The 19901-nt window shown below is 57.5% G+C and carries 18 protein-coding genes and 1 tRNA gene; 8 read left to right on the forward strand and 11 right to left on the reverse strand.

The window, feature by feature from the left end; all coding sequences use genetic code 11:
* Positions 1-966 carry an N-acetyl-D-Glu racemase DgcA gene (gene dgcA, locus DS906_RS17505; RefSeq protein ID WP_113791385.1) on the reverse strand — a complete coding sequence of 322 codons (966 nt, stop codon included), beginning with the start codon at positions 964-966 and terminating at the stop codon, positions 1-3.
* Positions 967-1037: 71 nt separating this feature from the next.
* Positions 1038-2039, reverse strand: a complete 1002-nt coding sequence (dgcN, locus tag DS906_RS17510; RefSeq protein ID WP_113791386.1) for an N-acetyltransferase DgcN — start codon at positions 2037-2039, stop codon at positions 1038-1040.
* A 295-nt stretch (positions 2040-2334) separates the two neighbouring features.
* Here dgcN and DS906_RS17515 point away from each other — a divergent pair, with 295 nt between their 5' ends.
* The gene (locus tag DS906_RS17515; protein ID WP_113791387.1) at positions 2335-3294 is read left to right on the forward strand and encodes an L-malyl-CoA/beta-methylmalyl-CoA lyase; all 960 of its coding nucleotides are present in this window, start codon (positions 2335-2337) and stop codon (positions 3292-3294) included.
* Positions 3295-3336: 42 nt separating this feature from the next.
* Here DS906_RS17515 and DS906_RS17520 read toward each other — a convergent pair whose 3' ends face one another.
* Complete coding sequence (locus DS906_RS17520) at positions 3337-3852, reverse strand: PA14 domain-containing protein (protein ID WP_369935213.1); 516 nt, start codon at positions 3850-3852, stop codon at positions 3337-3339.
* Positions 3853-4028: 176 nt separating this feature from the next.
* Entirely contained in the window at positions 4029-4481 is a 453-nt protein-coding gene (locus tag DS906_RS17525; protein WP_113791389.1) for an Lrp/AsnC family transcriptional regulator, read from the reverse strand.
* Positions 4482-4554: 73 nt separating this feature from the next.
* On the opposite strand from DS906_RS17525, the gene DS906_RS17530 reads away from it, so the two are divergent.
* The 3 genes from DS906_RS17530 to DS906_RS17540 all read left to right on the forward strand — a co-directional run bounded on the left by DS906_RS17530 (position 4555) and on the right by DS906_RS17540 (position 7134).
* On the forward strand, positions 4555-5151 hold the full coding sequence (locus tag DS906_RS17530) for a LysE family translocator (RefSeq protein ID WP_113791390.1): 597 nt from the start codon (positions 4555-4557) through the stop codon (positions 5149-5151).
* Positions 5152-5386: 235 nt separating this feature from the next.
* The gene (locus DS906_RS17535) at positions 5387-6070 is read left to right on the forward strand and encodes a hypothetical protein (protein WP_113791391.1); all 684 of its coding nucleotides are present in this window, start codon (positions 5387-5389) and stop codon (positions 6068-6070) included.
* Positions 6071-6171: 101 nt separating this feature from the next.
* Positions 6172-7134, forward strand: a complete 963-nt coding sequence (locus DS906_RS17540) for an acetyl-CoA carboxylase carboxyltransferase subunit alpha (protein WP_108861352.1) — start codon at positions 6172-6174, stop codon at positions 7132-7134.
* A gap of 4 nt (positions 7135-7138) precedes the next feature.
* Here DS906_RS17540 and DS906_RS17545 read toward each other — a convergent pair whose 3' ends face one another.
* The 3 genes from DS906_RS17545 to DS906_RS17555 form a co-directional block, all read right to left on the reverse strand.
* Positions 7139-8266 carry a lytic murein transglycosylase gene (locus DS906_RS17545; RefSeq protein WP_113791392.1) on the reverse strand — a complete coding sequence of 376 codons (1128 nt, stop codon included), beginning with the start codon at positions 8264-8266 and terminating at the stop codon, positions 7139-7141.
* A gap of 111 nt (positions 8267-8377) precedes the next feature.
* Positions 8378-9025: a GntR family transcriptional regulator gene (locus DS906_RS17550; RefSeq protein ID WP_113791393.1), complete on the reverse strand. Its 648-nt coding sequence runs from the start codon at positions 9023-9025 to the stop codon at positions 8378-8380.
* A 30-nt stretch (positions 9026-9055) separates the two neighbouring features.
* The gene (locus tag DS906_RS17555) at positions 9056-9751 is read right to left on the reverse strand and encodes a M48 family metallopeptidase (RefSeq protein ID WP_233494831.1); all 696 of its coding nucleotides are present in this window, start codon (positions 9749-9751) and stop codon (positions 9056-9058) included.
* A gap of 100 nt (positions 9752-9851) precedes the next feature.
* Between DS906_RS17555 and DS906_RS17560 the strand changes: the two genes are divergently transcribed.
* The 4 genes from DS906_RS17560 to DS906_RS17575 all read left to right on the forward strand — a co-directional run bounded on the left by DS906_RS17560 (position 9852) and on the right by DS906_RS17575 (position 15892).
* Entirely contained in the window at positions 9852-10178 is a 327-nt protein-coding gene (locus tag DS906_RS17560) for a TIGR02300 family protein (protein WP_113791395.1), read from the forward strand.
* Positions 10179-10320: 142 nt separating this feature from the next.
* Positions 10321-10396 (forward strand) — tRNA-Ala (locus tag DS906_RS17565).
* Positions 10397-10789: 393 nt separating this feature from the next.
* A complete protein-coding gene (locus tag DS906_RS17570) occupies positions 10790-12577 on the forward strand; it encodes an FAD-dependent oxidoreductase (RefSeq protein WP_113791396.1) in 1788 nt (595 codons plus the stop codon).
* A 33-nt stretch (positions 12578-12610) separates the two neighbouring features.
* Positions 12611-15892: an adenylate/guanylate cyclase domain-containing protein gene (locus DS906_RS17575; RefSeq protein WP_113791397.1), complete on the forward strand. Its 3282-nt coding sequence runs from the start codon at positions 12611-12613 to the stop codon at positions 15890-15892.
* On the opposite strand, the gene DS906_RS17580 is transcribed toward DS906_RS17575, so the two are convergent.
* The 4 genes from DS906_RS17580 to DS906_RS17595 form a co-directional block, all read right to left on the reverse strand.
* On the reverse strand, positions 15893-16828 hold the full coding sequence (locus tag DS906_RS17580; RefSeq protein ID WP_113791398.1) for a polyprenyl synthetase family protein: 936 nt from the start codon (positions 16826-16828) through the stop codon (positions 15893-15895).
* Positions 16825-17301 carry a hypothetical protein gene (locus DS906_RS17585; protein WP_113791399.1) on the reverse strand — a complete coding sequence of 159 codons (477 nt, stop codon included), beginning with the start codon at positions 17299-17301 and terminating at the stop codon, positions 16825-16827. The genes DS906_RS17580 and DS906_RS17585 overlap by 4 nt, the downstream gene beginning before the upstream one ends.
* Before the next feature lie 471 nt (positions 17302-17772).
* Positions 17773-18897 (reverse strand): amidohydrolase, encoded by a 1125-nt coding sequence (locus DS906_RS17590; RefSeq protein WP_113791400.1) that lies wholly within the window; start codon positions 18895-18897, stop codon positions 17773-17775.
* Positions 18890-19900: a pyridoxal-phosphate dependent enzyme gene (locus DS906_RS17595; RefSeq protein WP_113791401.1), complete on the reverse strand. Its 1011-nt coding sequence runs from the start codon at positions 19898-19900 to the stop codon at positions 18890-18892. The genes DS906_RS17590 and DS906_RS17595 overlap by 8 nt, the downstream gene beginning before the upstream one ends.
* Position 19901 lies beyond the last annotated feature (1 nt).

Here is a 19901-nt window from a genome sequence, read left to right on the forward strand (position 1 = left end):
TCAGCCCCAGAGGTCCGCTTTGGGCGGGTGCACTCCGGCATCATCAAAAATCAGCGGGTTGTCGCGGTCTTCGGCCAGCAGAAGCGGCCCGTCAAGGTCTGTCACCATCACACCCTGTGCCAACAGTGTCGCAGGCGCCATGGCTAGAGAGCTGCCAACCATGCATCCGACCATCACGCGATAACCTTCAGCCAGCGCCTGTTGGCGTAGGGCCAGCGCCTCAGTCAAGCCGCCCGTTTTGTCGAGCTTGATGTTGACCACGTCATACTTGCCCTTGAGCGCTGGTAGGCTGGTGCGATCATGACAGGACTCGTCAGCACACACCGGCACGGGGCGCTCCATTCCAATCAGGGCGTCATCTTCCCCGGCGGGCAAAGGCTGCTCGACCAGGGCCACACCCAAACGCACCAGATGCGGGGCAAGGTCGGCGTAAACCGCAGCTGACCAGCCTTCGTTGGCGTCCACGATGACCGTGGCATCTGGTGCACCTGCACGCACGGCCTCCAGCCGGGGCATGTCATCCGGTGTGCCCAGCTTGATCTTCAGCAAGGGTCGATGCGCATTGGCTGCGGCCTGCGCCTGCATCTTTTCCGGGGTATCCAGCGACAGCGTATACGCTGTGATTTCTGGCCCCGGAATCGGCAGCCCGGCCAGATCCCAGGCCCGCTTTCCTGCGCGCTTGGCCTCAAGGTCCCAAAGGGCGCAATCAACCGCATTCCGTGCCGCCCCGGCAGGCAAAAGGTCCATCAGGCTGTCGCGGGTAAACTCGGCAGGCAAAGCTGCAATCTCGGCCTCGACCGAGTCCAGCGTTTCATCGTACCTGGCATAGGGCACGCATTCGCCCCACCCCTGATGGGTTCTGTCAGAAATCCGAACCGTCAGCACCTTGGCCTCGGTCCGAGACCCGCGCGAGATCGTAAAAACCTGCGCCAGCCGAAACACGTCACGAGAGATTTCTACCTGCACGCGCCAGCTCCTTCATCTTTTTCAAAATACTCTCGCCGAAGGCGGACAATCCCGCCTCCGACGCGCTTAGATCACAGTGCGGCCAGCGCATCCACCAGTTTGCCCGACCCAAAGCGGAACGGGTCGGTCGCGGGCAGGCCCATTTCAGCCTCGACTTTGGCCAGATACGCAGTGGCGTCATCCTCGGACATATGCTGGGTGTTGACCGAAATACCAACGACCTGGCAATCCGGATTGGCAACCCTGGCCAGACCCAGCGCCGTGTCGCGCAGCGCTTCCAATGTCGGCAGTTGATAGGTTGGCAGCCCACGCATATGGTCGCGGGTCGGCTCATGGCTCAGGATCAGCGCATCCGGCTGGCCGCCGTGGATCAGCGCCATGGTCACACCGGAATAGGACACGTGGAACAGCGACCCCTGCCCTTCGATCAAATCCCAATGATCGTCATCGTTATCAGGTGTCAGCCATTCGACCGAACCGGCCATGAAATCCGCGATGACCGCGTCCAACGGCACGCCGTCCCCGGTGATCAGGATGCCGGTCTGACCGGTTGCACGGAAGGTCGACTTCATACCGCGCTGGCGCATCTCGGCATCCATCGCCATGGCCGTATACATCTTACCAACCGAGCAATCGGTCCCAACCGCCAGGCAGCGCTTGCCCTTGCGCTTGATGCCGTTTGCAATCGGATATTCCACCGAAGGCACGCGAACATCGTGCAGCTTGCGGCCGGTGGCCTCGGCGACGGCAACCAGATCGGGCTCGTCGCTCAGCAGGTTGTGCAGGCCAGAGGCGAGGTCGAAGCCTTCCTCCAACGCCATGACCAGAACTTTCTTCCATTCCTGGCTGATCACGCCACCACGGTTGGCGACGCCGATAACGAGCGTCTTGGCGCCGGCTTCTTTCGCCTCAGTCAGGGACATGTCGGTCAGGCCCAGATCAGCCTTGCAACCTTCCATACGGTACTGGCCAACGGCATTCTCAGGACGCCAGTCCTTAATGCCGATTGCAACTTTGGCCGCCAATTGGTCGGGCGCATCGCCCAAAAACAGCAGGTACGGTGTCTCGATCATTGCGGTTCACTCCTTTGATTCTGGCGCAATCTATGGGACGATTTCCACGAGTGTTTCGCGTTTTCGCCCAACGACGCCCCGTCACGTGGGAAATTTTTGCGCCTTCTCCCTAAATTGCGCACTGATCTTTCAAGTTTTCAAAGCGATTAAACTTTAATCGCTGTTTTGACCCTGTATTGCGGCAATTGCTGCGATTGCATTGCCGCACCTGCACAAAGATGCTTGCTATGGCTTGCGCAATTTAATACCCCATGAGGAAAGAAAATCGTAATTTCCTTTCTCGCACGAGGTCCAGATGAGCTTTCGCATCCAACCCGCCGCCCCCGCGCGCCCCAACCGTTGTCAGTTGTTCGGACCGGGATCAAACACCAAGCTGTTCCCGAAAATGGCCGCGTCGGCCGCAGACGTAATCAACCTCGATCTCGAGGACTCGGTCGCGCCTTCGGACAAGGACGCCGCCCGCGCAAATGTGATCGAAGCGCTGAACAACGTCGACTGGGGCAACAAATACATGTCCGTGCGCATCAACGGGCTGGACACCCCCTATTGGTACCGCGACGTGGTCGACCTGCTAGAACAGGCCGGCGACCGGCTGGATCAGATCATGATCCCCAAGGTCGGATGCGCAGAGGATGTCTATGCCGTGGACGCGCTGGTCACTGCCATCGAGCGCGCAAAGGGCCGTACAAAACCCGTCAGCTTTGAGGTCATCATCGAATCCGCAGCTGGCGTTGCCCATGTCGAAGACATCGCGGCATCGTCTCCGCGCATGCAAGCGATGAGCCTGGGTGCAGCAGACTTTGCGGCCTCGATGGGGATGCAGACCACCGGCATCGGTGGCACGCAAGAGAACTACTACATGCTGCATGAGGGAGAAAAGCACTGGTCCGACCCGTGGCATTGGGCGCAGACTGCCATTGTTGCTGCATGCCGGACGCACGGCGTTCTGCCGGTCGACGGACCATTCGGCGACTTCTCAGACGACGAAGGCTATATCGCGCAAGCCAAACGCTCGGCCACATTGGGCATGGTCGGAAAATGGGCAATCCACCCCAAGCAGATCGCACTGGCCAATCAGGTCTTTACCCCATCAGACGAAGCCGTGTCTGAGGCGCGCGAAATTCTGGCGGCGATGGAGCAAGCCAAAGCCAATGGCGAAGGCGCAACTGTCTACAAAGGTCGTCTGGTCGACATCGCCTCGATCAAACAGGCCGAGGTGATCGTGGCGCAGGCCGAATTGATCGCCGCAAATTGATCCAATCAAAAAAGGCGTCCTAACGGACGCCTTTTTTGGAACCTACCGACCAAAGACGTTATTGGGCGTCCATGTAAAACGGTCACCTTTTTTTCCCGACTTCATCATCAAGCAAGATGTACCGAGCTTTTGGAAATAGATTATCTTCAGCGGATACCAACCCGCCTTCGGCACCTCTACTTCGGTTCGTTGATTGGCCTCGCAACCCTGAATACTGTTGACTTTGCCGATCTGCTGCCCACCGACCCAGGCATCGATCCCATCGTTCGACCACGTCTCCAACTCGTAAACTCCCGGTGAGTCAAAGCGCATGTAACCGGTGATTTCTGCGGCGACATTATAGTGGTGGTCGAACGTCAAAACATCTTCGCCCTCGTTTGTGTCCCGATAATCCAAACCGCTCAGCGGCTGCCCCGGCTGAGCCTTAGGCAACAACTGCTTGGCATGAGTGAGGTTGCGGATTTTGCGCTGTGTGCCAGTTCCCACATATTTTACATTCAATCCCGCTTTTGGACTGGGCTGCGGACTGGCGGGTTGCAATTTGAGCGGCGCGGCCACTGCTGAACTGGCGATAAACGCCGCGGCTGCTATTAGCGCCCCAATGCGAACAAATCTCATTATCTTCTCCCTGTGTGTGGCCTGTAGGGGTTGTTCCCCTTTCGATCAGATCCTTGAGAAGACACTAGGCTGTGAAAATTCACCCGGCAAGCCGGTTGACGTTCACAATTCCAAAGTCAGGCGCGCATATCTTTGGGGGAATCCATCACCACATATGACGTGATCGACGTCACATGTGGCAGTGTTCCCAGAACCTCGGTGTGGAATGTCTTGTACGAAGACAAGTCCGCGCATTCCACGCGCAACAGGTATTCGATGGTTCCCGTGATATTGTGGCATTCGACCACTTCCGGCACACGTTGAAGGGCGCGTTCGAACCCTTCCTGTGCAGCTTTGGTATGTTCACCCAGCCCAACGCCGATATAGGCGACGAATCCGACGCCAATCTCGGATGGGTTCAAAACTGCGCGATAACCCGAAATTACACCCGAACGCTCAAGTTCCTGCACTCGACGCAGGCAGGCAGAAGGCGATAACCCCACCCGGTCTGCCAGATCCAGATTGCTGATGCGGCCGTCTTGCGAAAGCTCTCGCAATATTTGCTGATTTATGTGGTCAATTTTCGCCATTGATTGTGACATTAACGAGATCGCGCATTAAAACGCAATTTCATTTGTTCGGATTGCAGCAATTATCCAACTCATGACCTACGATATCCTTCTGGCCCTGATCGCCTTTGCTTTTGTCTCGTCCATTACACCTGGACCCAACAACCTGATGCTGATGGCGTCTGGGGCCAATTTCGGTTTTCGCAAAAGCATCCCGCATATGCTGGGGATCGGGCTTGGGTTTACCTTCATGGTGCTATTGGTCGGCACTGGACTGGTGCAGCTATTCGACAGATATCCGATCAGCTACACGGTGCTGAAATTCGCCTCTGTTGCGTATCTGCTTTTTCTTGCTTGGAAAATCGCCCATGCCGCCCCGGCGAAGGGGCAAAGCACGGCAGGCACGCCGATGACGTTCCTGCAGGCGGCAGCGTTTCAGTGGGTCAATCCAAAGGCCTGGGCCATGGCCCTGACAGCCACAACCGCCTACACACCGGACCAGACCCTTCAGGCCATCGTTGTCGTGGCCCTTGTTTTCGGAGCGGTCAACCTGCCCTCGGTCAGCACATGGACCGTTCTGGGACAGCAAATGGCACGCATCCTGACGAACCCGCGCCGGTTGATGGTGTTTAACTGGACAATGGCGGCCTTGCTCGTTGGCTCGCTCTACCCGGTCCTTTACCCGAATTGAGCAATTTCAGCGGCAGGTCTTCGGCCTGGTTATCATGAATGTGGGCCAGCACACGCAGAACACGGTCTTTATAACAGTTAGTCATCGGCACCCTACCCCTTAGCCCGCCTAAGGATGCTTATTCCGCAGCTACGAATTTTGCTGAAATCACATCGGAATACACAGGTAAGAATGTTACACTGTGCGCATAACTCACGACACCAATAGATTTTCAACATGGTAAATGAGGACCAAAATGAACAATCCATCTCGCCCGTTCCGCCAAATCGTGTTTGCCGCCGTCCTTGCCGCAATGCCGGTTATTGCGCAGGCCGATGACCTCCAGACGCAATCCATGATTTCCGAACGTGTCAGTCAGCATAACCCTGCGCCCGAAGCCTATATCAAGGATCGACCGATCCTTGGCTGGCAGCTGACCAGCGATGACTTCGACGCCATCCCCGACGCGATCCGCGACAACCTCGGTTCGGTTGATGGCACCAGTTACGATCAGGCTTACCTGACCGAGAACACCGGTTCGATTATTGCGCTGCAGTTCCGCAAGGATGGCCCGGACTTTTACATCATCGGCAAGAGCACGTTTGACGAGGCCTACGAGCTGGTTTCGCTGGACGATGTTGCGGCCAAGAATACGCGCCTGATCGAACGGCTGGACATGGCCCCTGAAGTCAAGGCGATGTTCGAAGATCAGGCGCCCGGCATTGTCGGCGCGCTCAAGACGACACCGGTTGATATGCTGCGCCTGTCTGATCTGGGATATGCAAAAAGCGAAACTCTGACCATTCAGGCCCCATGGGGCGAACAGACCAAACCCGAAGGCGCGGACGCATTTCTGGTCTGGGACAGCGGCGAGAACCAGTACTACATGGTGAACGCTGACGACGACGGCCTACCGTCCAGCTACGTACCTGTGAAGTGACCCATACCGGCGCGGCCCTTGATCGGGGCCCGCTTTACCTTGTGTTGCATTCCTCTGACAGCAAGTTCATATAGCATGGAACTTCCGCGTTGAGAGGCGTCATGACCCAGTATCTGGATTTCGAAAAACCCCTGGCCGAGATCGAAGGCAAGGCCGAGGAACTGCGCGCGCTGGCCCGTGCCAACGAAGAGATGGACGTGGCCGAAGAAGCCGCTGCGCTGGACGCCAAGGCTGCCAAGCTGCTGGACGAGCTTTACGGTGACCTCACTCCGTGGCGGAAATGTCAGGTCGCACGTCACCCTGAACGCCCCCATTGCCAGGATTACGTGGCAGAGCTGTTTACCGAATTCACGCCGCTGGCGGGTGATCGCAACTTTGCCGACGATCTGGCTGTGATTGGTGGTCTGGCCCGTTTCGATGACCAGCCTGTCATGGTGATTGGACACGAAAAAGGCTCAGACACCAAATCGCGGATCGAACGGAATTTCGGCATGGCCCGACCCGAGGGGTATCGCAAAGCCGTACGCCTGATGGAAATGGCCGGGCGTTTTGGCCTGCCTGTCATTACCCTGATCGACACGGCCGGTGCATATCCGGGCAAAGGTGCCGAAGAACGCGGCCAGTCCGAGGCCATCGCACGGTCGACCGAGATGTGCCTGAAGATCGGCGTGCCTTTGGTATCCGTGATCATCGGCGAAGGTGGCTCCGGCGGTGCAGTAGCGTTTGCCACGGCAAACCGCGTCGCGATGCTGGAGCATTCGGTTTATTCGGTGATCTCGCCCGAAGGCTGCGCGTCGATCCTGTGGAAAGACTCGGAGAAAATGCGTGAGGCCGCCGAGGCCCTGCGCTTGACCGCGCAAGACCTGCAAAAGCTGGGCGTCTGTGATCACATTATCACCGAACCCAAAGGTGGCGCGCATCGCGACCGCGCCGCAACGGTCGACTCTGTACGAGGCGCCATTGCTGCCATGCTGAAAGAGCTGGATGGCAAGGATGCGGCAGCCCTGATCAAGGACCGCCGCCAAAAGTTCCTGGATATCGGCTCGAAAGGGTTGGCGGCCTAAACCGTCAGCCGCCGAGCTGGCGCAACAAAGCCGCCGAAGGTTCCCCGGTTACGGCCAAACCACTGGCGCGCTGATATGCGCTGATTGCGGATTTCGTGTTGTTGCCGATAACCCCATCCGCGCCCTGCGTATCGTATCCTGCGGATGTCAGACGGCGCTGCAGCTCTTTGCGATCCTCCAGCGTCAACCCGGTTGCATCGGGTCCGAACGAGGCTTGAAACGGCGCACCACCCGCGATCCGGTCCGACAGATGCCCAACGCCAATCGCGTAGCTGTCCGAGTTGTTATAGCGCTTGATCACCTGGAAATTGCTGAACACAGCAATGCGCGGCCCCGGCGTTTGCGGCTGTAACACCGCGACAGGCGTTCCCGAAACAGTGCCTGCTTCGCCACCCCAAGGCTGTCCGCGAACCCAACCAGCCCGCGCCAGATATGCGGCGGTCGAGGCCAAAGAGTCTGTGGGATCCTCGGACCAGATATCCCGACGGCCATCACCGGTGAAATCCACCGCATAAGCCAGGTAGGATGTCGGGATGAACTGCGTGTGCCCCATCGCCCCGGCCCAGCTGCCGGTCATGTTTCCAGGCGTCGTGTCACCCTCTTGAATGATCTTCAGGGCAGCAATCAGTTGTTTTTCAAAAAACGCGCCGCGGCGCCCGTCATAGGCCAAAGTCGACACCGCCGACACCACCGGCACGTCCCCCCGGCGAGATCCATAACGGCTTTCCAGGCCCCAGACAGCAACGATAACCTCTTTGTCGACACCGTATTTTGCCTCGATCGCTGACAGGGTTCCGGCATGGCGCACCAGCATCTGCTTGCCGGTTGCGATCCGTTCATCGGAAGCTGCAATCGCCAGGTAGTCCTCAAGCGAGCGTTTGAATTCGACCTGATTGCGGTCCCTTTCGATCACGTCTGGTAAATACCCCGCACCTTGAAAGGCCCGGTTGATAGTGGCCGGAGAAATGCCTTGCGAGGTCGCTCGCGATTTAAAACCGGCGACCCAGGCGTCCCACCCTGCGTTGGGGACGGCCCGCATCCGCGTTGCCGGGGCGCTGGTTGGCGTGCCACCGGAACAGGCGGCCAAAAAGGTTGACCCAAGTCCAATTGAAAATAGGCGTCGATTGATCATGTCTGAAATCTGCTCTTGTTGTGATTTGGGTCAGAGTATCGCAGACCAAGTGCGCAAGCTAGTTCCGCAGCGCCCGGAAATGGCAACCCAATCACTTCGGCGACAAGCCGCTCAGCTGACCAGCATCCGTAGGCCTTGGGTCACATCTGAACGAAGGGCCAGCCGCAATCCGGGCTCATCCCCCGCCTTCAACGCGGCGATGATCAGCTTGTGATAATGCGGCGGCTCTGTCCGCCGCAACCGCCCATAGAGCGCCCGCATTGTTGGCCCCAGCTGAAGCCATACCGTTTCCACAATGGCAAGCATCGCCGGAGCCTGAGCACGCAGATACAGTGTACGATGGAATTCCAGGTTCGACCGGATGTAACCGACAGCATCCCGTTTCGTGACCATTTCCGCGACGGTCATGTTAATGCTCTGCAAGCGGTCGATCAGGGCCATATGTGCACGGGGCAATGCGCGACTGGCCAGCTCGACCTCGAGCAGTGCACGCAGAGCCGCCAGCTCTTCGATACGGTCATTGGTCAGCTCGGGCGTAGACACCCGACCCGAGGAAGACAGAAACAACGCCCCTTCGGCCACCAGTCGCCGCACCGCTTCGCGCGCTGGCGTCATTGAGACATCAAATTCTTTGCCGATCCCGCGCAGGGTCAACGCCTGCCCGGGCGCTATGTCGCCGTGCATGATGCGTGAGCGCAGGGCTCGATAGACCAGATCATGAGCTGCAGGTTGGGTGTCGGTTGGGCGAGCGCTTAACATAACCCCATGTGATCACAAATCGCCGCGCGGTCAACTCGTCGCGCCATCAAATCTGTACTGGTGAAGCTGCGCCCCGTTGTCGCGCAGCCAGCGCCTTTGGGCTTTGCAGTCACCAAACAGGCGCTCGACCTGCGACCAGAACGCGGGCGAATGGTTCATTTCGGCCAGATGCGCGACCTCATGTGCGGCGACATAATGCAGAATGTCCGATGGCGCGAGGATCAGACGCCAGGAAAACATCAGACCACCAGCCGAACTGCACGATCCCCAACGGGACCGCGTATCGCGCAGGGTCAGGCTAGAGTAAGGTCGGCCCAACATTGTCGCATAATCGTCGCAGGCCTCGGTCAGGCGATCCCGCGCCAGTTCCTTTAAGAACCTTGCCAATCGCCGGGCTTCCGCCCCTTTGGGGACTGCAACCTCTGCGTCGCGCAGCAGAACGCGTCGACCCTCTGCGGGTACGATTCGCCTATCTTTGCCTTCTATGGGGATTGATTGCCCGAATCCTACGGCTGATGGGTCGGGTCGATCCTCAAGATGCTGACGGATCCAGTCTTCCTTGACCTTGGCGAAATTCAGCGCCTCGGCTTCAGCCACACCTTTAGGGTAGGTCAGTGTAACCCGCCCATCCAATTGAGAAATCCGCAAGCTGATACGCCGCGCCCTGGCCGATTTGCGCAGCGTTAGCGGCACCGGCGGTTTTCCGGGCAATGCGTGATCCCCCATGTGCCTGTTTCTCCTGCTCAAAGGCTTTGACAGTGCCCGCTGCATGTGGCACGTGACCTGAATCATTACTACGACTCACCTGATATCAAGGGGATCTGAAATGCCCAAGGAAGAATGGGGTGTAAAGCGCGTTTGCCCGACCACCGGTAAGCGGTTTTACGACCTGAACAAGAACCCGATCATCAGCCCCTACACCGGCGAGATCGTGGAGCTTGAAACCGGCAAGAGCCGGATGATCGCCGCAGACGCGGAAGATGCCGCATCGGCCAAAGCACGCGAAAATGCGTCGGAAGAAGATCTGGCTATGGACGATGACGACAGTGTCGACGTCGAACTCGACGATGATCTGCTGGACGATGATGACGACAGCAGCGAAGAAGTTTCGCTGGACGAGATCACCGATATGCCAGCGGAAGACGACAGCTAAAAGCGGTCCGGGGCGGCCCTTGCGCCGCCTCTGACTACCCTCGGATGAGAGGCAGAAACTTTTCCGCAATCTCCATTTTTGGACTTGCGCTCATCGCCGCCGTCTCATAAACGTCCGTCCACCGCTACGGCGGTACCTGGAAGGGGCCTTAGCTCAGTTGGGAGAGCGCTTGCATGGCATGCAAGAGGTCAGGGGTTCGACTCCCCTAGGCTCCACCAAAACCTAACAGTTGTACGCCAACTACAGCTCTTCCTTCTTGGCCGCCGGAATTCCCTGCGTGACCGGGTCGGAACTTAGTTCAACGTACAGAGAAGGGTGGGAATGAGCCCTTGGCGGTCACTGCAATTTCTTGCTGCGCGCAGGAAGCACGAAATACTGCCATTCGTGCATCGCGCAGCATTTCTGATTCAGCCAAGGCCCCTACCCTAGTCACAGAACCGTATCTTCACGGCAGCGACATGACCCTTTGCACCATTCGTCATGCGGATCATTTTCCCGCAACACTCTGAAATAGTTTCCTTTGATGCCTGAAGCAGCGTAACCTTAGACAAGTTTTGACGGCGCCGGTCTGCTATTGCAGACTTGTGACGCAGAAAACCGGGGGAGTGAGCATGCATAAGGTAACAATCGTCGGGGCCGGGATCGCCGGGCTCACCGCGGCTCTGCGTTTGTTGGAGCGGGGATACCACGTCACGCTGTATGAGCAGGACAATTTCATTGGTGGAATGTTGCGGTCCCATAAGGAGCACGACCACGGCGATTATCCGCGCGAGCACAGCTATCACATGCTGTGCAATTGGTATTACAACTTCTGGTCGGTCGCAGAAGACCTGGGGATCGAAGAGAACTTCACACCACGCGAAGCTTTCAAGTTTCTTTATGACGGTGATCTCGACAACATGCCGGAAATGGTGAACCCGGGCGGCATTCAGGATTTCTATCGCAATCTCACCGGCGGCGCGGCGCCGCCTGCTGAACTCTTCCTGTTCATGTATTCGATGGTCGATCTGCTTTCGATCCCGGACAGTGAAGATGACAAGCTGGACCGAATGTCGTTCAACGGGTGGCTGCGTGGACGGCCCTATTGCACCGATGACGTCGCAAAACTTCACGAGAAGATCTGGCAGACCGTCTGGGCCATCGACAGTTGGCAAGCTTCAGCGCGCAGCTACAAAACCTTCCTGAAATATGGCAACCGCGTTCCAGTTCCGCAGCTTTGGCTGTTTGATGGATCCAAGAAGGACACCCTGATTGATCCTTTCCATGCCAAGCTCAAGCAGTTTGGTGACCGGTTCGAACTCAAGTACCGTCACCGACTTCGCGAAGTTCATCCCAGTGAGGATGGAACTCGGATCGAGCGGCTGGTGTTCGACAAGGTGACCAAGTCGCCATCGGTTAATCCCGATTGGAAGGTCGCAAAGAAAGACATCGTCGAAGATGTAAGCGATGAGAACGTGATCATCAGCATTACACCTGGTGGGATGGCATCGATGGTGACCGATGATTTGTACAATGCCGACCCTGCCCTGGGCCAGTTGCGATATCTGGAAGCCGAGCCGATGGCGTCGGTCGAGCTTTATCTCAAGCGGAAACTACCCGGCATCCCTACGGAAGTGGTGGTTTTCATGGATACGCCCTATGAGATGACGTTCCTCAACTACTCGGCGACGTGGGGCCTCAAAAACACCTTCCTTTATGTGACAGTATCGGATTTCAAATCGCTGTTGTCTGTAAAACCCGAACGCCGAGACGAAAACCAGAACCTCATTCTGGATCTCAAAAACCCCAAAACCGCGATCGACTATATTCTGCGAGAAATCACTGCCAAGTTAGAGATAACCGAGGCTGATATCGATCTGTTCCAGACCTCTGTCGACACAAATACGGGCGAAGAGCTTTTTGCCAACCTCACTGGCAGTTGGGAACACCGCCCCGAGGTCGAGACTAAGTTCCAGAACCTGTTTCTTGCCGGGACTTACGTCAGAAATTTCGCAGATGTTTCGACCGTCGAAGGAGCTTGTGCAACAGGGCTGATCGCAGCTGAAGGCGTACGTCAGGCCGCGCAAAGAGAACCGGACAAAGGCGATGCAGGTAAACCGGTAGAGGTGATCACACCCGATTTCTATCCCAGTCAGATGTTTCAGACGCTCAAGATCGCCTGGGCACCTTATGCCGCCAGTGCAAAAGCCTGGACGCTTGCGGACAAGGCGCTGGGGATTAATAAGCTATGGCCACCGAAAGACTTCAAGTTTCCAAAGACAAAATTCACACCGAACCCCGAGGACCTTGGTTCGCTATTTACGGATTGGCTGCCTGCAAGTAAGTGGAACGAAAAGACTTTGGGCCTGGGCCCCATGTTCTGGAACTATACAGAAGACGGCAAGCCCCGTAAAAAGTAAACAAGAATACCTTGCACGAATAAGAGACGACTGATGACAACTAAATCGATTGCGGCATGGCTGAACGAAATTGGCCTGCCACAATACACCGAACTGTTTGATGAGAACGGTATCGATCTGGACATCCTTGAAGATGTGACAGGTGACCATCTCAGAGAAATGGGTGTCACGGTGTTGGGTCATCGGCTGAAAATCAGCAAGGCGATCACGGCACTGAAACCGGACGCGGCACAGCCCAGACCCAGCGGAGCTATGACGGGTGAGGAAAGCGCCGAACGGCGGCACCTTACCATCATGTTTTGTGATCTGGTCGGCTCGACCGCCCTGTCTGCACGGCTTGATCCCGAAGATTATCGCGATGTTATGGCGTTGTATCAGGATACCGTTTCGCAGTTGGTCAAAGATGCCAGGGGGCACGTGGCCCAATACCTTGGTGATGGCGTTGTGGTCTATTTTGGCTATCCGATCGCCCAAGAGGACGCGGCTGAACGCGCATGCCGCGCGGCTTTGGAGATTGTCGAGGCCGTCGCCGGGCTGGATACTGCAGCAGGTGACCGCCTGCAGGCCCGCATCGGCATTGCAAGTGGCTTGGTTGTGGCCGGTGATCTCGACCAGATCGGAGTGAACTCAACTTCTGCCGTGGCTGGGGATACGCCAAACCTTGCCGCCCGACTACAGGGGTTGGCAAAGCCGGGGCAGATCGTAATCGGCAACAAGACGCACTCGCTGTTGGGGGATATGTTCGTCTATGAAGCGCTAGAGAACATCCATCTGAAGGGGTTTGACCCCGGTCAGGTGGCTTGGCGTGTCATATCCACGGCACAGCGTCAGGACCGGTTCACCGTCAACTCGGCACGGCGGCAGCTTACACCACTGGTCGGTCGCACGCCCGAGCGGACGCACCTGATGTCGGCCTGGGAGGATGCCAAATCAGGCAAGGGGCGTGTCTGCCTTGTCTCTGGTGAGGCCGGTATCGGCAAAAGCCGCCTAACATATGAGGTGGTGGATCAGGCCAAGGGCGAAGGCGCCACCGTCCTTCACCTGCAATCCGCGCCCTACTTCGAGAACACGGCCCTGTATCCCATCCGCCGTCAGATCGAAACCGTGCTCGGGTTCACGGAAGACGATGACAGCGAAGCCCGGTTAGACAAGCTGGAAAAACTGGTAGTCGCCGAAGATAATCTGAACGAAGCGCGCGCCTTAATGGCGTCGTTGTTTTCTCTGCCCTCTGACAGGTATCCACCGCTGAACCTGTCGCCCGAACTGCAAAAAACCCGCACGATCGACATGCTAATCGAACAGGTCATCGTACAATCTAAGCGGACACCACTTCTGGTGCATTTCGAAGACCTGCACTGGATTGACCCCACATCGCTGGATTTGCTGACCAAATTCGCCGCCAAACTCGCCGATCATCAGATCTTGTTGCTTGTGACCTGCAGGCCAGAATTCACCCATGATTGGCAGGCAGATCACCTGATCACCTGCGAACTGGCGCGCCTCAAACCCGCAGAAGTCGAAGAGCTATTGGACAGCATGACAGGGTCGGATACGTTTTCTCCTGAACAGCGCCAGCAACTTTTGGAACGATCGGACGGCGTGCCGCTATTTGCCGAAGAGCTGACCCGCTCTGCGATGGAATTCAGAAACAGTGCGGATCTGGTGCCTGAAACCCTGCAAGACAGTTTGATGGCGCGTCTCGACAAGCTGGGGGCCGCCCGCGAATACGCCCAAATCGGGGCTGTGATCGGCCGGGAATTCGATGTCGACCTGCTGTCTCAGGTGACCGGAACTCCGCTGCCCGAGCTCTCGGACTCGCTTTCGCAACTGGGTGACGCAGACCTTGCATACCCGGACCAAACCGGTCAAAGCCTGATGTTCCGCCACGCTTTGATTCAGGAGGCAGCGTATCGATCCATACTGCGGAGGCGGCGGCAACAATTGCATGGCAAGATTGCCGAAACACTGGAAGAAAAATTTCCCGAACGCTGCAAGTCCGGACCGGAACAAGTGGCAAACCATTTTGTTGCCGCCGGTCTGGGCGACCGGTCAGTTCCCTATTGGCTGACAGCTGGTAAATCTGCCTGGGGTCGGGCCTCGATGAAGGAAGCACTGGCCCAGCTTAGCAACGGATTGGAATATGTCGGCGAGGTCGACGACCTGACGGATCGCGCCAAGTTGGAGCTGCAATTGCAGTCAACCATCGGCGTCGTGCACTTTGCAGCGACCAGCTATGCCTCGCCACAGGCGCAGACCGCTTTTGAGCGCTCCCGCGAGCTGTTCCTGGATGTTGACGACCCCGACTTGCGCGTTGCGGTTCTTTACGGCATCGGGGCATTTGAAACCATGCGTGGCGACGTAAGCTCGGGGCACGAGACCTTTGCGGCGCTCGCAGACGAGGCCATGCGCAGCGGCAACACCCGGTATGAAGTCTATTCCGCCTCGATGCAGGCATGGTCGCATTTCAACCGCGGCGACTATGCCGAGTCGGTGCGTTATGGCGAACGGGTGCTGCAGCTTTATGATGAAGGCATTTGGGACCAGCCGGGGCCACGCCTGTCGGCCGCAGAACCCAAAGTGATCTCAGAATGTTTCCGGGCAGCGGCGCTTTGGTCTCTGGGCCGCCCGGATCAGGCAGTGAAGGTCGGCAATGACATCCTGAATTACACCCGGTCGCTGCCAGACCCCTATTCGCTTGTCTATGCTCTGTCGAACGGAGTGATCCGCATTCACGACTGGAACGGTGACTGGGAACAGGTCATGGACCTAACAGAAGAATGCAGCGCGGTTGCCGGAGAATATGGCTATAGGTTCCTGGGTGTCTGGGCATCGTTCTGGCGCGCCCGGGCCATGGCAAAACTCGGTCAACTGGAAGAGGCCGAAAAGATCACGGCCACGGCGGTTGCTGCCTGTAAGAATGCCGGTGTCCATTACCACCGCGTCTGCTTTGAAGCCAATCACGCGCGCCTGCTGCTGGCGCAGGACCGGATCGAGGATGCCGCACGTGTTCTGGACGATCTTGACCAACCACTGCAAGTTGGCGGCGAACTGAACCACGTACTTGACCTTTGCCTGGTCAAAGGAGAACTGGCGCAGAAACGTGGCGATACCAGTGGCGCAGAGCGGCATTATCGCGCTGCATTTGACGCCGCCGAAAGCCGGTCCGCGCTGGCATGGCAAATTCGTGCGGCACTGGGTCTGGCATCTTTGCAGCCCGCGAAAGAAGCGCAACGCGCGCTTATCAAACCGCTGGTGGCGCAGTTCGAAGAAGGGTTCGACAGCCAGTATCTGAAAGCAGCACGCGCCTATTTGTGATCAGCGGGCTTCGCCCAAAGCGCGTGTGCGATCCACAAGTGTGATCAGCTTTTTGGGGTTCCGGGCAAATCGTTTGGCCTCGGCTATTGCGCAGGCGGCGATCCGGTCCAGTTCGGCCTCGGCTTCTGGCAAAGCGGCGCGAAAGGCCTCGGCCAGCGCGTCGTAATTGCCCGGGTTCGGATCGCGGAACATCTCGGCAATTGCAGGCTCGCGTACAGCTATCGCGGCCGGCAGGGTTAGAATCCCGTCGCGGATATCCTCTTCACCCCCACCACCCAGGGCTTCGGTTCCACGCACGTCGGACACGTCATCGCAGGCGTGATACAGGGTGCCCAGAAGTCCCCCGAAATGACGTAACCCCTCGCTGCGGTCGCCGAGACAAGCAGCCACCTCAAACATCGAACCGGTATCTTCCTGCGCCAGCTTGCGCCAATCCTCGACCCCGCGCGGCATCGTGCGGCTGTTCCACTGCGCGATCTCGGCCGCGCCAAGCCGGGACATCAACTCGGACAACAACTCGACCACCTGCGGCTCGGTCGCCATCATCCGATAGCCTTCCGCAACCATGAACCCAGACGTCATCAGCGCCGCAAGTTGTCCAAAAGCCGTGTGCATGGTCGGTTTGCCGCGCCGTTCGTCCGACTGGTCCAGAATGTCGTCCACAACCAGCGTCATGTTATGAAACAGCTCAAGCGTTACGGCCGCCTGGATGGTTTCATCCGTGATCTCTTCGCTGCCGACGGCCGTCTGGCAAGCAAATAAGGTCAACGGGCGGAAATACTTTGAGCCGGCCAGAAACTGCTCTTCTAACTGTGGTCGCATCTCCTCGGATGTGGATTCAACCCACGCGCCAATGGCTGTACGCAACCGTTCCGTCTCAGACTCAAATCCCAGTTCCGGTATCACCCAATCGGCGCGGGCACCTTCGTTATTCATGGTTTGGATTTTGCATAGCGATGGGGGCCTTCCCGGTCATCACCCACGGGGCCGACTGACTTGCGAAGCTCAGCCTCGATTTCCATAAGATCACGTTGCAACAGTTTTGCCTCGCTCAGCGACAGATCCGATATCTCGCGTAACACGGCACGGGCCTTGTCCAGCACGATCAGCTGTCTGGCCTCCAAAGACGGGCCATCCGCACTGGGTATGGTTGCTTCGATCGCGTCCGTCCCTTGGGTCGAGACGATGGTCGCAATCTGCTGCCAGTACCGCAAAGCCGAGCTGAGCCACCGGGCTTGTGCCTGCGCAAGCAGAAACATCACGTCGGGTTCTACCCGTGCACCCTTTTCGCTGTAGTCCCGCAACGAGCCTAGAACACCCTCAAGCGCCTCCAGATACATCGCCACCATATCGTCAATCGAGCCGGGGTTCCCAAACTCATTGTGTGATGATCCGTCGTCTTGATCCATCTTGCTACTCCATTGCCCGCATCGTCATAAAGTTCTGTAGATTCAGAGTTTTGGTACCGATTGTCACTGTATATTCACACCGCGTTTGGGCATGGGTTGATTTGATTTTCAGTAAAACAAGAAGATCGCCGCGCAATCAAGTACCGAGATATGTTAACCATCTATTAACCTTTGGGATCTGCCGTCGGTATAAGAAAAAAGCACCCGCCCCGAGGGTTTTGGGTCACATGGCGCAGACGGCGATACGAAACAGATTTGCCGCGATCTACTGGGTTGAAGTTCGGACCATGAGGCTTTGCGACAACTGCGTCACGCAATGTATCTGGGTTTCGGTGAGGCACTGGCGGTGGTCACCAGATAAAATGGCCCAGCAAAGAAAACAATCGCCGCATGAGATCGGCCGAAGGTTCGATTGGGAACTTGGACGGATAAAATGCCCGCTATTAGGGCTTATTCAGGCACCGCTTGCCATCAAAATTCCCGCCGCGCGGTGCTGGTCCAGAACGCGATCCCGTGTCTGATCGCCTCGTCGTTGAAATCATACGACGGGTTATGAAGCGCCATCGAATTGTTCCCCTCCACTCCGTTGCCCATCAGGATGAAGGCCCCGGGACGGTGTGCAAGAAACTCTGCGAAATCTTCAGAGAATCCTACCCGACCGTATTCCGCATCAACGCTGCCAACATCACGAGCGGCACCCACGATCATGTCAGTGGCTCTGGCATCGTTCACCAATGGCCGGAAGGAAGTCGAGTAATCAACCTCCGCCTCTGCGCCTTGTGCTGCACATACCCCGGCGACTATGGCGCGCATTTTGCGCTCGATATTTTCGGACACATCCCTGGAAAAGCCCCGGCAATCCCCCCTTAGGGTTACGTTGCTGGGCAGAATGTTGCGCGCGCCATCCGTCAGGAATTCAGTGATGGAAACGACCGCGTGTTCGCTTGGTGGAAGCGTGCGAGAAACGATTGTCTGTAACTGCTGCACAATTGCCGCCCCAGTCACAATCGGATCCACGCCTTTCTCCGGCATGGACGCGTGCCCGCCCTGACCCTGAACGCGTATCTCAAAATTATCCTCGAACGCGCAGAATGAGCCCCTTTGCGTGGCAAAGTGACCAAGCTCCATTCCGGGCATGTTGTGAAGGCCGAAGATTGCGGCCATCGGGAAACGTTCGAACAATCCGTCCGCGATCATCGCAGCGGCCCCGTTTCCGTTCTCTTCATCCGGCTGAAAGATGAAGTGAATGGTGCGGTCAAAAGACGAGTCTGCCGCAAGCTCCAGTGCGGCCCCCAACAGCATGGTGCTGTGGCCATCGTGGCCACATCCATGAAACTTGCCTTCCGTTCCCGAGCGGTACGGCAAGTTGGTGGCCTCGTGTATCGGCAGCGCGTCCATGTCGGCTCGAAAACCGATTGCGGTTTCGTCCGGACCACGGCGCAAGGTGGCCACAATTCCCGTGCGGCCCACACCCCGGCTGACCTCAAGTCCCGCGCGTTCCAACTCGGCCGCGATCAGCTCCGAGGTCCTGTCAAGGTCGAAGCCTGTTTCCGGGTGGGCATGCAGATCACGGCGAAACGCAACGAGATCAAGCATCGGGAACGTCTCCTTCGGACAGCACGATCAACGGCAATTTAGCCTCGTCCGTCAACAAGGCTGCAAGCCCCGCTGCGCCAGATGGCGTGGTGGAAAAGCCCAGATCGCGCGCATGTTTTACAGCGTCCAAGGCCTGCAAGTCAGTGACCGTAACCCAGTCGTCGGCGCACCGTTCCAGAATTTCCAAAGCCAACATAGAAGGCGTTTTGCAATCCAGACGCCCCATATTGGACACGGGGCCCTCAACCGTTACGATCTGCCCCGCCCGGGTGCTTTCGGCAAGGCAAGGGGCCGCATCCGGTTCGACCACTATGATCTTTGGCTGAACCGCCCAGGTTGACCGGATCATGTAAGCGATCCCCGCAGCTAGCCCGCCAACACCTGCTTGCAAGTAAACGTGGCTTGGCCAATTCCCAGAGTTTTCCAACTCTATCCGCATTTCTTCGGCGATGACAGTATAGCCTTCCATCACCAACCGCGGAGGTTCCGTATATCCAGGCCATGATCCATCGGCGAGGTGGATTGCGCCAGATGCCTCTGCGTCGGCTATGGCTGCCGCAACGCTCGCCTCGTAGTCGTCGCCCGATCGGACAACTTCAGCACCCTTACACCGCAGGCGAATTGCAAAGTCCTCTGGCACTGTTTCAGCAAGGTGAATGCGGGCCTTTGCGCCAAACAGCCGCGCACCGGCGGCCACGGCCATGCCATGATTGCCTGCACTGGCACAGACAAAAGTCATCGAACGCGCGATGGCCTTTACGGACTCATCCAAAAAGGCGTTTGGTTCCAAAGGATGACCAACCCGCGCTTCTATCAGCTTGGCAACAGCGTAAACGCCCCCGAGCGCTTTGAATGCGCCCAATCCCATCCTGTTGGTTTCGTCCTTGATCAGAATAGGTCTGTCTTGGAGACTGCGTGTCTCCAACAGACTTGGTTTATAGGCAGGGCATGCAGCCAGCAGCGCCAGCGGTTTTGCAACATCGAGTATCGTTGGATTTTTCATA

This window comes from Ruegeria sp. A3M17 (assembly GCF_003318255.1).
Lineage (GTDB): Bacteria > Pseudomonadota > Alphaproteobacteria > Rhodobacterales > Rhodobacteraceae > Ruegeria.

What these genes read in the sequence shown, in the direction of transcription:
- dgcN (WP_113791386.1), bottom strand. Translation starts at nt 2,039, where the DNA reads ATGATCGAGACACCGTACCTGCTGTTTTTGGGCGATGCGCCCGACCAA.
- DS906_RS17515 (WP_113791387.1), top strand. Translation starts at nt 2,335, where the DNA reads ATGAGCTTTCGCATCCAACCCGCCGCCCCCGCGCGCCCCAACCGTTGT.
- DS906_RS17525 (WP_113791389.1), bottom strand. Translation starts at nt 4,481, where the DNA reads ATGGCGAAAATTGACCACATAAATCAGCAAATATTGCGAGAGCTTTCG.
- DS906_RS17530 (WP_113791390.1), top strand. Translation starts at nt 4,555, where the DNA reads ATGACCTACGATATCCTTCTGGCCCTGATCGCCTTTGCTTTTGTCTCG.
- DS906_RS17535 (WP_113791391.1), top strand. Translation starts at nt 5,387, where the DNA reads ATGAACAATCCATCTCGCCCGTTCCGCCAAATCGTGTTTGCCGCCGTC.
- DS906_RS17540 (WP_108861352.1), top strand. Translation starts at nt 6,172, where the DNA reads ATGACCCAGTATCTGGATTTCGAAAAACCCCTGGCCGAGATCGAAGGC.
- DS906_RS17545 (WP_113791392.1), bottom strand. Translation starts at nt 8,266, where the DNA reads ATGATCAATCGACGCCTATTTTCAATTGGACTTGGGTCAACCTTTTTG.
- DS906_RS17550 (WP_113791393.1), bottom strand. Translation starts at nt 9,025, where the DNA reads ATGTTAAGCGCTCGCCCAACCGACACCCAACCTGCAGCTCATGATCTG.
- DS906_RS17555 (WP_233494831.1), bottom strand. Translation starts at nt 9,751, where the DNA reads ATGGGGGATCACGCATTGCCCGGAAAACCGCCGGTGCCGCTAACGCTG.
- DS906_RS17560 (WP_113791395.1), top strand. Translation starts at nt 9,852, where the DNA reads ATGCCCAAGGAAGAATGGGGTGTAAAGCGCGTTTGCCCGACCACCGGT.
- DS906_RS17570 (WP_113791396.1), top strand. Translation starts at nt 10,790, where the DNA reads ATGCATAAGGTAACAATCGTCGGGGCCGGGATCGCCGGGCTCACCGCG.
- DS906_RS17575 (WP_113791397.1), top strand. Translation starts at nt 12,611, where the DNA reads ATGACAACTAAATCGATTGCGGCATGGCTGAACGAAATTGGCCTGCCA.
- DS906_RS17580 (WP_113791398.1), bottom strand. Translation starts at nt 16,828, where the DNA reads ATGAATAACGAAGGTGCCCGCGCCGATTGGGTGATACCGGAACTGGGA.
- DS906_RS17585 (WP_113791399.1), bottom strand. Translation starts at nt 17,301, where the DNA reads ATGGATCAAGACGACGGATCATCACACAATGAGTTTGGGAACCCCGGC.
- DS906_RS17590 (WP_113791400.1), bottom strand. Translation starts at nt 18,897, where the DNA reads ATGCTTGATCTCGTTGCGTTTCGCCGTGATCTGCATGCCCACCCGGAA.
- DS906_RS17595 (WP_113791401.1), bottom strand. Translation starts at nt 19,900, where the DNA reads ATGAAAAATCCAACGATACTCGATGTTGCAAAACCGCTGGCGCTGCTG.